The organism is Corynebacterium sp. sy039 (assembly GCF_007904105.1).
Taxonomy (GTDB): Bacteria; Actinomycetota; Actinomycetes; order Mycobacteriales; family Mycobacteriaceae; genus Corynebacterium.
This window is the reverse complement of sequence record NZ_CP042325.1, coordinates 1520426-1535419: the sequence shown is the minus strand read 5'-3', so window position 1 is coordinate 1535419 and position 14994 is coordinate 1520426. Positions and strand designations below refer to the sequence as shown.

General features: G+C 47.8%; 11 protein-coding genes. All 11 read left to right on the top strand.

What is annotated here, in order from left to right; all coding sequences use genetic code 11:
- Positions 1-98: 98 nt before the first annotated feature.
- A complete protein-coding gene (mraZ, locus tag FQV43_RS06935; RefSeq protein ID WP_144273204.1) occupies positions 99-530 on the top strand; it encodes a division/cell wall cluster transcriptional repressor MraZ in 432 nt (143 codons plus the stop codon).
- Positions 531-731: 201 nt separating this feature from the next.
- Positions 732-1796 carry a 16S rRNA (cytosine(1402)-N(4))-methyltransferase RsmH gene (gene rsmH / locus FQV43_RS06930; protein WP_146339664.1) on the top strand — a complete coding sequence of 355 codons (1065 nt, stop codon included), beginning with the start codon at positions 732-734 and terminating at the stop codon, positions 1794-1796.
- A 34-nt stretch (positions 1797-1830) separates the two neighbouring features.
- On the top strand, positions 1831-2607 hold the full coding sequence (locus FQV43_RS06925; RefSeq protein ID WP_246846883.1) for a hypothetical protein: 777 nt from the start codon (positions 1831-1833) through the stop codon (positions 2605-2607).
- 246 nt (positions 2608-2853) lie between these two features.
- Positions 2854-4734 carry a penicillin-binding protein 2 gene (locus FQV43_RS06920; protein WP_146340472.1) on the top strand — a complete coding sequence of 627 codons (1881 nt, stop codon included), beginning with the start codon at positions 2854-2856 and terminating at the stop codon, positions 4732-4734.
- A gap of 57 nt (positions 4735-4791) precedes the next feature.
- Positions 4792-6336: a UDP-N-acetylmuramoyl-L-alanyl-D-glutamate--2,6-diaminopimelate ligase gene (locus tag FQV43_RS06915; RefSeq protein WP_146339661.1), complete on the top strand. Its 1545-nt coding sequence runs from the start codon at positions 4792-4794 to the stop codon at positions 6334-6336.
- A complete protein-coding gene (gene murF, locus FQV43_RS06910) occupies positions 6329-7855 on the top strand; it encodes a UDP-N-acetylmuramoyl-tripeptide--D-alanyl-D-alanine ligase (protein WP_146339659.1) in 1527 nt (508 codons plus the stop codon). Before FQV43_RS06915 ends, murF begins: the two co-directional genes overlap by 8 nt.
- 105 nt (positions 7856-7960) lie before the next feature.
- On the top strand, positions 7961-9067 hold the full coding sequence (mraY, locus tag FQV43_RS06905; RefSeq protein WP_144273200.1) for a phospho-N-acetylmuramoyl-pentapeptide-transferase: 1107 nt from the start codon (positions 7961-7963) through the stop codon (positions 9065-9067).
- A gap of 45 nt (positions 9068-9112) precedes the next feature.
- Positions 9113-10570, top strand: coding sequence for a UDP-N-acetylmuramoyl-L-alanine--D-glutamate ligase (gene murD, locus FQV43_RS06900; protein WP_146339657.1), 1458 nt, complete (start codon positions 9113-9115; stop codon positions 10568-10570).
- A 67-nt stretch (positions 10571-10637) separates the two neighbouring features.
- Positions 10638-12389, top strand: a complete 1752-nt coding sequence (locus FQV43_RS06895) for a putative peptidoglycan glycosyltransferase FtsW (RefSeq protein ID WP_144273198.1) — start codon at positions 10638-10640, stop codon at positions 12387-12389.
- 60 nt (positions 12390-12449) lie between these two features.
- On the top strand, positions 12450-13511 hold the full coding sequence (murG, locus tag FQV43_RS06890; RefSeq protein WP_146339654.1) for an undecaprenyldiphospho-muramoylpentapeptide beta-N-acetylglucosaminyltransferase: 1062 nt from the start codon (positions 12450-12452) through the stop codon (positions 13509-13511).
- 14 nt (positions 13512-13525) lie between these two features.
- Positions 13526-14974: a UDP-N-acetylmuramate--L-alanine ligase gene (murC, locus tag FQV43_RS06885; RefSeq protein WP_246846881.1), complete on the top strand. Its 1449-nt coding sequence runs from the start codon at positions 13526-13528 to the stop codon at positions 14972-14974.
- Positions 14975-14994: the final 20 nt, after the last annotated feature.

The following is a 14994-nucleotide window of genomic DNA, read 5'->3' as shown; positions in this document are numbered from 1 at the left end:
TAATGTGGGCAGTGGTGAAATTTTATACGTGAAATGCGTAGGGGTGACACCTAAAGAAAATGCTCAGTGGTTGTTGATTGTTTTGGAGGTGGGTGCCAATGTTTCTTGGTACATACACGCCAAAACTTGATGACAAAGGGCGTTTAACGCTTCCTGCAAAATTTCGGGAGAAATTAGCAGGCGGATTGATGGTTACTAAGGGGCAAGATCACTCTTTAGCGGTATATCCCCGTGAGGAGTTTGCAGCAAGAGCGCGGAAAGCGGCAAAAGTTTCTCGCACCAATCCTGCTGCACGTGCTTTCATTCGTAATCTTGCCGCTAGTGCTGATGAGCAAAATCTTGATGGTCAGGGTCGCATTAGTCTATCGGTGGCTCACCGAGAATATGCGGGTTTGAGCAAAGAGTGCGTGGTCATTGGTTCGGTTGATTTTCTGGAAATTTGGGATGCGCAAGCCTGGCAAAACTACCAGCAAGAAACGGAAGCTGATTTCTCTGCAGCCGAAGAAGATATGCTGGGGGATTTTCTTTAATTTATTCAGTTCATCGACCACATCGACACTAAGAACGATGGACGTATGAACTCCGTTTGAGCGAAAAGTTCTGGCATACTTCCCCGATGCCAGAGCCAAAATACTTGAGCGGGGTCTCTATGTTCGTCGTTCGCTTTAACTGCTAAGCCCACAAAACAATCAAGTAGCTGCAAAGGCTAGCGCAATATGGAAGGAGGGAAAATGACCGTACAACACGATAGGCAAGATGAATATCAAGGTGAACGGCGCAGTGATGTGACGTATGATCTTGCGTCAAACCACGGTCATGTTCCTGTGTTGCGTGAACGCATGGCTCAGCTACTTGCCCCTGGTGTGGAAAAAACTCTTGCCGCACAGGACACCGCAGTGATTCTCGACGGCACCCTAGGCGCTGGTGGTCACACCGAGTATTTCCTCAACAGATTTCCCAAGCTCAGTGTCATAGGTCTGGATCGAGATGCACGATCGCTAGATCAAGCAAAGCAGAGACTTTCTGCTTTCGGCGATCGTTTTCTGGGAGTGCATTGCCGCTTTGATCACTTTATGACTGCACTTGAACATAGTGCACACCCATTAGCGCAGCATACGCTCGAGCATGGTTTTGCGGGGGCTCTTTTTGATTTAGGTGTTTCTTCTATGCAGCTCGATCAAGTTGAGCGAGGTTTCGCGTATCGGGTTGACGCTCCTTTGGATATGCGCATGGATGATACTTTGCCGCTTAGTGCTGCTGATGTTCTTAACACCTATTCGCATGGCGAACTAGCGCGAGTGCTTAAGAACTACGGTGATGAACGCTTTGCGGGGAAAATTGCCTCCGCTGTTATTCGTGAGCGTGAAAAGACCCCGTTCAGCACTTCTGCACGCTTGGTTGAATTGCTTTACCAGACCATTCCTGCAGCTGCTCGACGTACAGGCGGACATCCTGCCAAACGCACTTTCCAAGCATTGCGTATCGAAGTTAATCGGGAATTAGAAGCGATTGAGAATGTCATTCCGGTGATCGTCGAAAAGCTCTTGCCAGGTGCGCGGGCAGTATTTATGTCTTATCAATCCTTGGAAGACAAAATTGTGAAACGGCATTTCCGTGAGTTCACTACGTCTAAAACCCCTCAGGGATTACCTATGGATTTGCCTGGTATGGGGGCACGTTTTCGGTTAGTGACTCGTGGTGCGGAAAAAGCCACAGAAGAAGAAATAGCCGAAAATCCTCGGGCGGCTCCAGTTCGAGTAAGAGCCATTGAAAAACTGGAAATCGAGAAACCTTAACCAAAGTAATAACTAGAAGAACGGAGCAAGACAGATGACTATGACACAGGGGCGTTATCAGCAGTCAGCACGCTACTCCCATGTCTCACGAGACTATAGTGCTCAGACAGTGGGAGGCGTGGGCACACTTGCTCCGCTACGACATGCACCAGAGCGTTCGACACCGCGTAGTGGGGTGCGGACTCTACCACGTCCGCATCGTGAACCACGACTATTGCAGAAAAAAGCTGGTTCCCGTCAGCAATTTAGTTATCGCGGTAGACGGATTGTAGAGAAGAAGAAAACCGATCCGCATACAGTACGTTTCTTGATCGCTATCACTGGTTTGTTGATTGCTGGCGTATTCATGTCAATGATGTTTTCTGGTTGGACCACAACGGCTTCTTTTGAGCTGCAAAAACTAACAAGCAAGGAAAAGACTCTCGATAACCAAATCGAAACATTAAATCGTGATATTGAACAAGCCTCAGCAACAGCGGAAATTGCTCGGCGTGCCCAAGAGATGAAATTGGTGGTACCGCAACAAGCTGGAGTACTGGCCGCAGATGAGCATGGAGCTATCGTCGAACAGCGACCAGCTGAGCAAGATACCCGCCCTATTATTGATGTCAATGGTAATCCAGTACGTGCCAGCGGAGCGACGAGTGATCCAGCAGCTACCCGAGAAGTAGGTGGTAACCTTAATGCTGTACCTGGTGCTGGAGCAAATAGTGGAACTGCAATTGCAGGGGTTGCTCCTTATGCGGCACATACTACTGCTAGCACTGATACTGCCGCTGGTACTGTGGAATCCCCACGCATGAGTAACTAATAGTAGGAACTAATTTTGCCTGGCAAAAATGATGAATCGTTTTATCCTAGACGTGCTTTGAGGGATCGTGAAGGCGCGTCACCCCACTCATCATCAACTCGCGCGTATGCTGATAGGCATTATCGCGATTACACACGAAAAAACTTTGTCCACGAGAATGGTTCTATGTCCCGCCGCTACCCAGAACAAGAACGAGAGCTAGGTCTGAAGCGTCGTTTTAATAATGCCGAAGAATACAACGCGCATATGCAACGACAGCAGACCATTAAGCGTATTCGCTTTGTTGGTATCGCAGCATTGTTTGCAGTAGTGGTTCTGCTCATTCGTCTCGCATTAGTGCAGCTATGGTGGGGTCCAGATCTATCTGCATTGGCACAGGAGCAACGTACGCGTTCTTATACTGAAACAGCGCGTCGAGGTGCAATTTTGGATCGTAATGCAAAAGAGCTTGCTTATACGATGAAAGCCCGATCATTGACTGTATCGCCAAAGCAACTGCGAGAAGAACTGCGTTACACCGCTGATGTGGAAGTGCAGAAGAATAAGGATTTATCTGGTTTGCGAGGGCAAGCGCGGGAAGAAAAAATTAGTGAGTTAGTTTCTTCGTACTTAGAAAAGTATGCCAAGGAAATACCAGAGCTTATTGGTGAGGCAAATGCTAGTGCAATGCAAGTAGACTCCGAGGAAATACTCGATAAGCTGCACGCAGACACGTCGTATGAAGTGCTTGTCCGTAATGTCGATCCTGATGTTGCAGAAGAAATAGCGAAAAAATATCACGGTATTGCAGCAGATATGCAGCTTATTCGACAGTATCCCAATGGAGCTATAGGCGAAAATATCATCGGCAAAGTAGATCATGAGGGTGCTGGTCAATATGGTTTTGAGGCATCGAATGATTCATTGCTTGCTGGTATCGACGGGCACAGCACCATGGATGTTTCGGTGAATGGACAAGAAATACCAGGTACCTTGCGTGATGAAGTGCCTCCTACCGACGGGGCTAATATCACGTTAACGCTTGATTTAGACACACAAACCTATGTGCAACAGCAACTTGAACAAGCAGTGGTGAATTCCGGCGCAAAAGGTGGTCAAGCAGTGGTGCTTGATAGTGCTACTGGTCAGGTGCTTGCCATGGCAAATTCCGGCACTATCGACCCTATGGGGGATATTGAAAAGCAATTAGCTCAAGGAAAAGATTTTGGTAACTCCACGATTAGTGAGCCATTTGAGCCGGGGTCAGTAGCAAAAATTATTACCGCTGCAGGAGTGATCGAAGATCATCTCAGCACTCCAGATGAAGTTCTGCAAGTACCAGGCAGCATTGATATGGCGGGAGTTACCGTACACGATGCGTGGTCCCACTCGACCACAGGATTTACCACAACAGGTATTTTCGGTAAATCCTCTAATGTTGGCACGCTGATGTTAGCACAACGTCTTGGCGAGGATCGTTTTGCCCAATTGCTGCACGACTTTGGTATTGGCCAAAACACCAATATCGAGCTCCCATATGAATCTTCTGGCTTATTGCCGCAACGATCACAATGGTCAGGTGGTACATTTGCAAATTTGCCAATTGGTCAAGGTATGAGCTGGTCTTTGCTGCAAATGGCAAGTGTGTATCAAACTCTTGCTAATGGTGGTTTGCGTATTGAACCAAGAATTATTGCTGAGGTCAAAGATGCGCAAGGAAACATTGTGGAACAGCCAGAGCCAAAGAAAGTACAAGTTGTTTCCCCACAGACTGCGCGAACAGTAGTAGATATGTTTAGAGCTGTTATCCAAAAAGACCCAAGTGGTTTACAACAAGGAACCGCTTATGATGCAGTTCTTGAAGGCTATCAGCTATCCGGTAAAACAGGTACTGCACAACAAATTGACGAAAATACAGGTGCGTATTCCAACTCGAATTATTGGATCACCTTTGCTGGAATTGCGCCAGCTGATAATCCACGCTTTGTCGTGGCGTTAGAACTAGATAGGCCTCAGCGTGGAGTACACGGTCAAGGCGGGCAATCAGCAGCACCGTTATTCAAGGATATTGCCTCATGGTTGCTCGATAAAGAGAATGTGCCGCTATCAGCACCGATGGAAGGACAGTTGATATTGCAGACTGGATAAAACACGGGAAATTCCGTATTGCAATCTGAGTGTTTTATAAGGTTTAAGGAGAAAAGAATGTCCACATCATTATCGCATTTGTGCGAACTTGCCGGTGGCGTATTACATAATGTTGAGCACGATGCAGCCGAGGCACTGACCATTAGCGACATTGGTCTTGATTCCACAACCTTAGCGCCACAGGCACTTTTTGCTGCTTTGCCTGGAACCTCAAGGCATGGGGCAGTTTTTGCAGCAGATACTCAAGCAGCAGCAGTGCTTACCGACGCACAAGGAGCAGAGATTATTTCTGCTGCTGGTCTAGCAATGCCACTGATTGTCGTCGATAATGTGCGTACTGTGCTCGGTAAAGTATCTGCAGCTGTGTATGATTATCCGTCACAGGAATTAACCATCATTGGGGTAACTGGTACCAGCGGTAAGACTACAACGAGTTACTTATTAGAAGCCGGGTTAATGGCAGCTGGTGCCCATGTGGGACTCATCGGTACCACTGGTACTCGCATCAATGGGCAAGCAATTCCCACCAGTTTGACCACACCAGAGGCACCCACATTACAGGCGTTGTTTAGGCGCATGGTTAATGAAGGCGTAAGCCATGTAGTAATGGAAGTATCTTCTCATGCTTTAGTGCTTGGGCGGGTGTCCGGTACGGAGTTTGATGCAGCTGGTTTTAGTAATCTTTCTCAAGATCATCTTGATTTCCACGAAACAATGGAAGAATACTTTAGTGCTAAAGCCCTCTTCTTCGACCCAGATTCTGCACTTCATGCACAGAAATCTGTGATTTGTGTCGATGATCAGTGGGGGGAAAAGATGGCAGCTCTTGCCAGTGCACCGATGCGCGTAGGACTTGATACATATGCGCATGATGAACCACTTGATCTCGTAGCTTGTGACATCAAGAGTTCTGTGCAAGGAACCCAGCGTTTTAGCTTGAAAGACAATGTGCACAACCGTGTTTACTCAGTTGAGCTGCCTCTTCCCGGATTGTTCAATGTAGCCAACGCTACCTTGGCATGTGGATTGGCATTGGCAGTAGGAATAGATCCTCATGCCTTCCTCCAAGGTGTTTCTCAGGTATCCGTACCAGGTAGAATGCAAAAAATTGACTGTGGTCAAGATTTTCTTGCAGTAGTAGATTATGCGCACAAACCAGCAGCGGTAGCAGCCGTGTTAGATACAGTACGTGCCCAAATTACTGGTCGGTTAGCTGTAGTCGTGGGAGCTGGAGGTGATAGAGATGCTGCCAAACGCCCCATCATGGGACAAGAAGCAGCCCAGCGTGCAGATTATGTCATCATCACTGATGATAATCCACGCTCCGAGCCACCTGCAGCGATTAGACAAGCAGTCCTTGAAGGCGCTTATAACGGACAAAGGCAACGTCGTGAAGCTGGTGAGGAAGTGACAGTAGCGGAAATAGGGGATAGGCGCGAGGCAATTGCGGCGGCAATATCGTGGGCGCGTACGGGAGACGCTGTGGTTATTGCTGGTAAAGGTCATGAAGTGGGACAGCTTATCAATGGCGTGAATCATCATTTCAGCGATAGTGAAGAAGTAACTGCAGCATTACACCAGAGGGAGAAAAATAATGCTTAATCTTACTCTTGGTGAGATTGCGCGCATTGTGGGCGGTACAGTTCACGGTGATCCTGAGATCACCATTACTGGCGCAGTTGAATTTGATTCACGCAAAATCAACCAAGGAGATCTCTTTGTGGCTCTTGGCGGAACGCGTGTTGATGGTCATGACTTTGCGGTGGCGGCACAAGAAAAAGGTGCCCATGCTACTTTAGCTTTTCGACCGGTTGAGACTCCTGCAGTGCTTGTTCCTGCGCTCAAGGAGTACAGCACTGATAGTTATGCTACAGAACATGATCGTGATGGGTCAGTTGCTGCGGTACTAGCGGCACTAGGAAAATTGGCTCGCTATGTCGTCGATACCCTAGCGCAAGAACACCATACACATACTGGTTGCCAAACAGCACTCACTGTCATTGGAGTAACGGGTTCAGCGGGAAAAACCTCCACAAAAGATATGATGGCAAGTATTTTTTCGGCACAAGCTCCTACAGTGGCACCACCTGGATCTTTTAATAATGAAGTGGGGCATCCCTACACAGTTTTGCGCTGTAACCAAGATACTCAGTACTTAATAGCAGAGCTTTCTGCTCGCGGTATTGGACACGTGGCACATTTAGCTGCGATTGCCCCACCACATATTGGTGTGGTGCTCAATGTCGGCAGTGCACATCTGGGACAATTCGGCAGCCGTGCGACGATTGCCCAAGCTAAAGGAGAGCTTGTTGAAGCACTAGCTGATACCGGTAGTGCTATCTTGAATGCTGATGATGAGTATGTTGTGGCAATGGCACAACGAACAAAAGCACGCGTGCTGTATTTTTCTACAACAGGACAAAAAGAAATAATCCAAGGAGATTCTCAAATCGCCGTGGATTTTTATGCTACCGACGTCACTCTCGACGAATTAGCCAGACCACAATTCCAACTCCATGTTCTAGGACAAGCTCCTCGCAAAGTACATCTTGCTGTGCATGGTAAACATCAAGTGGCTAATGCGCTTGCCGCAATTGCTGCAGCATATGCTGCAGGAATAAGCACAGAGCAAGCACTTAAAGCATTAGAACAGCACCACAATCTTTCTGCGCACCGCATGGATGTACGGCTGCGAGAAGATAATGTCATGATTATCAATGATGCTTATAATGCCAATCCCGAGTCGATGAAAGCAGGCATCGAAGCCTTAATCAGTGCTGCTCGCCATCGAGAAAACGCGCGTTCATGGGCAGTATTGGGGGCAATGGGTGAGCTTGGTGATGATGCCGATACAGCACATCGACTATTGGGAGAGTTTATTGCTCAAGTCGGCGTCGATAAGCTCATGGTTGTGGGTGATAATGATCAGGTTGCAGCACTCGCTGAGTCTGCCGGTGCATATGGTGTGGACACTGTGCGCGTGGCAGATAATGCACAGGCTATTGCTACTTTGACTACCCAATTGGCGGCAGGGGATGTAGTGCTGCTTAAAGCCTCTCATGCGGCGCAATTGTGGACCATTGGGCAGGGGATTGCAGATTCTCCTGGATCAGCACGATGACAACAGCAAAGTGTAGTGGAGTGTTATGTGGGTAGTGGTTTCAACTACCCGTATAATCTGATAGTTAGCTTAAATTTTTAGTGAGAAGTAGCAGGTGATGAGGCAGTGGGGCAAATAATTATTGCAGGTGCCGTGGGTTTTTTGGTATCAATTTTTCTTACGCCGGTGCTTATTCGACGCTTTAGCGAGCAAGGTTTAGGGCAAGAAATTAGAGAAGAAGGCCCTGCCTCACACTTGCGTAAACGTGGTACCCCAACAATGGGCGGTATTGCCATCATTGCCGGTATTTTTACTTCGTATTGTGTAGCAAGCACGTATGGGTTACTCACTGGTGGGCAAGGTTTTCGAGCTTCTGGCCTATTAGTATTAGGACTCACCTTAGCTCTTGGCGCTTTGGGGTTTGCCGATGACTTTATCAAGCTCTATAAAGAACGCAATCTTGGCTTAAACAAAAAAGCAAAGCTCATTGGGCAATTCGTTGCTGCCATTGCCTTTGGGTTACTTGTCCTATGCTTTCCGGATGACAGCGGTTTGACTCCTGGCTCGCAAAAACTTTCTTTTGTGCGTGATATTGACACAATTGATCTTGCTGTGGGGGGCGGAGTAATTGGCGTGATCGTCTTTCTCATTTTCATGTATTTTTTGGTATCAGCGTGGTCCAATGCAGTGAATCTCACTGATGGTCTAGATGGCTTAGCTGCTGGTATTAGCACAATAGTATTGACGGTGTACCTGGCAATTACATTTTGGCAGCACAATAATTCTTGTTCTGCACAGCCAGCACTGGGCTGCTATGACGTGCGTGATCCATTGGATCTCGCAGTGCTATGCGCCGGTGGATTGGGTGCTTGCATTGGCTTTTTGTGGTGGAATGCGGCACCTGCAAAAATTTTCATGGGCGACACCGGTTCTTTGGCATTGGGCGGTTTAGTTGCTGGATTATCTGTTGTTTCTCGTACTGAAGTGCTCATGATTATTATTGGCGCTATTTTTGTCATCGAAGTTATTTCTGTGGTCATTCAGATTTTTGGTTTTAGAACTCGTGGTATTCGAGTATTTCGCATGGCGCCCATTCATCATCATTTCGAGAATGGTGGTTGGGCGGAAACTACAGTGGTGATTCGCTTTTGGATCATCAGCATTGTATGCGCCTTAATTGGTGCCGCATTATTCTTTGGCAATTGGGTGCACCTTGCTGGTATTGCTTCATAACCTCACGTCGTTGGGCAATCAGCTCACAATGGTAAAAGAACACATATGACCTCGCAGACACAACTACCTGGATATTTGCGCGGGACAGTGCTTGTGGCCGGTGCAGGAGTAACAGGAATTGGGACTGTTAAACTATTGCACCATCTTGGTATTGCAGTAGAGCTTGTCGATGCTCATGCACAATCTTTAGCTAATGCCCAAGAACAAACCGGTGTTGTGATTCGCTCACTAGAAGAAGCAATGGACCGGATCGGCACATATTCTTTGGTGGTCACTTCTCCTGGTTGGCGCCCCGATACTCCTTTGTTATGTGCTGCGCTGGAAAAGGGCTGCGAAGTGATCGGTGACGTAGAGTTATGCTATCGCCTTGATCAGGCACAGATGTGTGGGAAAACAAGAACGTGGGTTGTTATCACAGGTTCTAATGGTAAAACCACGACTACAGCTATGACTACTGCAATGCTGCAAGCTGCTGGTTTGGCAGCTCAAGCTGTGGGTAATATCGGAGTGAGCGTTGCTCAAGCACTTATGGATGAACAACGCAGTGATATTTTCGTCGCCGAACTTTCTAGCTTTCAGCTGCATTGGACTAAGGAACTTGTTCCAGATATTGGTGTATTGCTCAATATCGCTGAAGATCATTTGGATTGGCATGGTGATTTTGCAGCGTATAAGAAGGCCAAAGCCAAGGTTCTTGCCGCGCCAGTTGTGATAGTCGGATGCGATGATACTCATGTGCAAGAAGCAATGGAGGACTATCAACGCACATATGTTTGTGCCGAGAATGAGTCTAAGTCTCAGACAATTATTCCGTTTAGGAATAGCTCACCCAAGTCTGGTGAGTTCGGTGTGCATGAGGGGCAGTTTTATGATCACGCTATCCATAATATGCCCGAGGGGAGCCCTGTTGCAGGAACAGCTCATATTGAGCCTCCTGGTCTAGCAGGCATCTACGATGCTTTAGCCGCAATAGCCGTGGCGTGTGCATTAGATTGTTCGCATGAGGCCATTAGACAAGCATTGGGGTCATTTCAGGTTGCCCCACACCGAGGGCAAATAGTTGCTCGGTGGCCGTCGCACGCTGATCTTACTGGACAAATAGTTGCTATCGACAATTCTAAGGCCACTAATCCTCATGCTGCAGATACCGCTTTGAGTGGGTATGACAGTATCATTTGGGTTGCTGGAGGTCAGCTTAAAGGTGCTGATGTAAATGCAATTGTGGAAAAGTATGCTACAAAGCTCAAAGCTGTGGCCTTGCTTGGACAGGACAGAGAAATTATTGCTCAGGCAGTGCGAGAAAAAGCTCCTCATGCTCTTCTTATGATGACAGAATCTCGTGATCCTCAAATAGCAATGGCAGAAGTAGTGGCATGGTCTGTTGCACAGGCAAGTGCCGGTGACGCAATTATTTTGGCTCCTGCTGCAGCAAGTTTAGATATGTATAGTGGCATGGCTGAGCGTGGCACAATGTTTGCACAAGCCATTGCCACCTACACTTAAGTGGTAAGACTCAAGAATCTTCGTCAGGAACCATATAATTTTCGTCACCACGAACTAGGGAGCGTAGATGACAAGCCCAAGCACATCACCGCGAGGTAGACGCCGCCATGTGGCTGGGTCACGGCAATCTGCTGATAAAACCAGTGCAGGTGTGGAACAAAGAAAGAAACAAAGCGCGCGCGTTTTGGCTTCGGCTTCAACTAAGTCGCGAGATCAAGCCACTGGGCAGCGCTCATTACTTAGTCTATTGCGACGAGCTGGGCTAAGGATTGTTGAATGGCGTACTCGTCCCTTTAGCGACTACTACCTGATTTTGATTATCGTTAGTATTTTGTCGATTCTGGGGCTGGTCATGGTGATGTCTAGTTCTATGGTAACTGCGGTAGACGCAGGGCAAAATGTGTGGAGTACTGCTTCCAGGCAAACAGTCATGGTCATCGTTGGTTTTCTTGCCATGTGGTTAGCATTACGCGCTCGACCTGCTTCCCTTAAAAAATATGGTGTGTGGTTGCTATTATTTGCATTCCTCACGCTTATTCTTGTGCTTATCCCCGGAATTGGTACCGGTAGGGAAGAAGTAGGATCGCAGTCCTGGATTGTGGTTGGTCCTCTACGATTACAGCCTTCAGAATTAGCTCGCGTGGCCATTGCAGTATGGGGAGCGGGATATCTTTCACAGCAGAGTACATCTGGTGTGGCTGAGCAGTCGATGGAGGAATCAAAGCGCACTCGAGTAAAAATACCGCTTGCAAAGAATAGGCTACTGGTGTTTAGTGGTGTCTCCATTTTGATGGCATTACTTATTTTTGCTGAGGGAGATGCTGGTATGGGTATTTCCTTCTTATTGGTTGTCGCTATGATGGCAATTTTTGCCGGATTGGATCTACGGTTCCTGGCATTTTTTGGCGGTCTTGGTTTGATTGGTATAGCAGCTCTTGCTTTGTCTGATGGCTTTAGATCGGATCGGTTTACTGTGTATTTTGGGGCACTATTTGGACGTTTTGCCGATACTGGTGATACTGCATATCAAAGCTATCAGGGCTTCTTGTCGTTATCAGAAGGATCGTTTTTTGGTATTGGTCTAGGGCAGTCGCGAGCCAAATGGTTTTATTTGCCAGAAGCGAAAAATGATTTTATCTTTGCGATTATTGGTGAAGAACTCGGTTTCTGCGGGGCTACCATTGTGATTGCCTTGTTCTTCCTGCTATGGATCATTGGTTTGCGCACCGCCCGACGTTGCTCTAATCAATTTTTAACTTTGCTATCAGCTACTTTGAGTACAGGTGTGGTACTGCAAGCATTCATCAATATCGGGTATGTGGTTGGTGTTTTCCCAGTAACCGGTATCCAGCTGCCAATGATTTCTGCAGGTGGTACGTCTGCGATTATTACTCTGGGAGCTATGGGGCTTTTAGCTAATTGCGCACGTCATGAACCAGAAGCTATGGAAGCTATGTCATTTTATGGACGACCAGCACTGGATCAGATTTTCTTTCTACCAGAACCAAGCCTGAGAGGACTGGTAGATGAAGAGGAACATGATGCTGATTTTGCGCACATGAAGTATCAAAGAGCGCCGCAGCAACGTCGAAAAGCATCCTCCTTTTCTGCACGTTCACGGAAGTCGCAGACGCAGCTAGCGCCACGTCCTACACAGCGCACACACTATCGGCATGTGGAATCTTCTCGCCATACTGCTGCGCGCCAAACGCGCCCTCACTATCCAGATCAGGTAGAGCAGAATAGAAATCGTGGTAACCACAGCAACTATATGATTGACTCTCGTAATCAGATTAGAGATGACCGGCGCGGTAGCTAGACAAGCCCGTAGCAAAAGACACAAAGACACAATGAGAATGAAGGCACACTGGAGTAAAAAATGAAGATCAATGCAGTAGTGGCAGGCGGCGGTACTGCTGGTCATATCGAACCAGCGCTAGCAGTTGCGGAGCAATTAAAGACGCAGGGGGTTGAGGTTATCGCCCTAGGGACAGAGCGTGGTTTAGAAAAAAACATCATTCCCCAGCGTGGTTTTGAGTTAAAGCTCATTGAGGCAGTTCCTATTCCACGTTCGATAAATGCGGAACTGGTGAAATTGCCGTGGAAGATTCTCAAGAGTTTTCGGCAAACGCGCGCAATACTCAAAGCACATAATGCTGATGTGGTCATTGGATTTGGTGGTTATGTTGCCGCATCAGCATATTTAGCGGCACGATCTTTAGGGATTTCTTATTTTGTTCATGAGGCTAATGCACGCGCAGGTTTGGCAAATAAGCTAGGTGTTTTCCTGGGGGGAACTGGTTTTAACGCTGTAGCAGGTTCAGGTCTTCAAGGCGAAGTAGTTGGTATTCCTATTCGTGCTTCGCTTGCTGAAGATACTCGTGCTGCTCGTTCTCGGGCATATGAGCAGTGGGGATTGGATCCACGTCGTAAGACAATTGTTGTTACTGGTGGTTCACAAGGAGCACGCAGTATTAACCAGGCAGTGAGCGCTGCTGCTGAGGAATTGACTACGCAGGGGTATCAGATTCTTCATGCTTATGGCAAGAAAAATGAAGCGCCAGTGCAGGTGCCGCACTATGTTGCAGTGCCCTATATCGACGATATGGCAGCAGCATATAGTGTTGCAGATTTTATGGTGTGTCGTTCTGGTGCCATGAGCGTGGCAGAAATTACTGCTTTAGGTATTCCGGCGCTCTACATTCCACTTCCGCATGGCAATGGCGAGCAAGCGCTTAATGCGCAGGAGGTGGTGGCAGCAGGTGCCGCACGATTGATGAGTGATGAACAATTATCAGCACATACTCTCATCCAACAGATTAACGAAACTATCGGCAACGAAGAAGTGTATGAGCAGATGGCTCAAGCTGCTGATGCCGCAGGACTAGGAAATGCGGCAGCTATCATTGCTGAGCGAATGTGTGCGGCAGTAAAGAAATAAAGGGAGGTCGTTATATGGTTGAGCAACCGATGTCAGGATCTATTGATTTATCCCGAGTACATCTCATTGGTATTGGTGGTGCTGGAATGTCGGGCTTGGCTCGCATTCTGCTAGCCCGTGACGCAGTGGTATCCGGTTCCGATGTGAAAGACTCACGCTCTGTTTTTGCTTTGCGGTCGATGGGCGCAGAGATTGCAATCGGCCATGATGCGAAGAATCTTCAACTCAGTGGTGCCTTGCCGACGGTCGTCGTAACGTCTTTTGCTGCTATTCCTCATGACAACCCTGAACTTGTTGCCGCTCGAGCTGCTGGTATTCCGGTCATTCGACGCTCTGATCTACTAGGAGAGCTACTGGAAGGCAACAAGCAGGTACTGATTGCAGGAACACATGGAAAAACCTCGACTACGTCGCTTGTTGTGTCAGCTTTCTATTCCGCTGGCATGGATCCGAGCTTTGCCATTGGTGGGCAGTTGAATCGTGCGGGAACTAATGCACATCAGGGGGCAGGGCAGTGGTTTATCGCAGAAGCAGATGAATCCGATGCCTCCCTATTGCGCTATCGACCAGATATCGCGGTTATTACTAATATAGAGCCAGATCACCTCGATTTCTTCCATACCGCTGAGGCATACTTTGAGGTTTTCGAGAAGTTTACTGAGCGTATCGTCGAAGGCGGCTCGCTCGTTATTTGCCTTGACGACGACAAAGCCGCTGAATTAGCTACGCGTGTGAGCGATCGGATCAATGTTGTTGGCTATGGTAGTTCTCAAGCTGCAGCTCGGTATCCAGATCTGATGAAATGTGTTATTGAACGCATGGACGTTGCGGCATCGGGAACACAGGCACGCGTATTACTTGGCGAGCAGCAGGTGACTTTTACTGTGCGTACCCCTGGTCAGCATATGGTTGCCAATGCCGCAGCAGCGCTGACTGTGGGGATGTTAGCTGGCGGTGATGTGGAAAAACTTGCTGCTGGAATTAGTGATTTTGATGGCGTACGACGCAGGTTTGAGAGCCACGGTGTTATAGAACGTGGTGCTTATGCGGGGGTAGAAGTCTACGATGATTATGCTCATCACCCCACTGAGGTAACTGCTGTGCTTAAGGCTGCTCGGGAAAAAGTTGATGCACAAGGAAAAGGTCGCGTTGTGGTAGCTTTTCAACCGCATTTGTACTCTCGTACTATTGAATTTGCTGAAGAGTTTGCGCATGCTTTGTCTTTAGCTGATGAGGTAGTTGTACTTGATATTTTTGGGGCACGAGAAAAACCAGTGGAAGGTGTGGATTCTCGTATTATTAGTGAGAAGGTAACTGTACCTGTCTGGTATGAACCTCATTTCGCTGCAGTTCCAGAACGCGTGGCAGCTATTGCGCGCCCTGGAGATCTCATTCTTACGATGGGTGCAGGGTCAGTGACTATGCTTGCTGATGAGATCCTCAATACCCTTGCGCAGGGTTAAGTAGTCTGGGGAAGAACAAG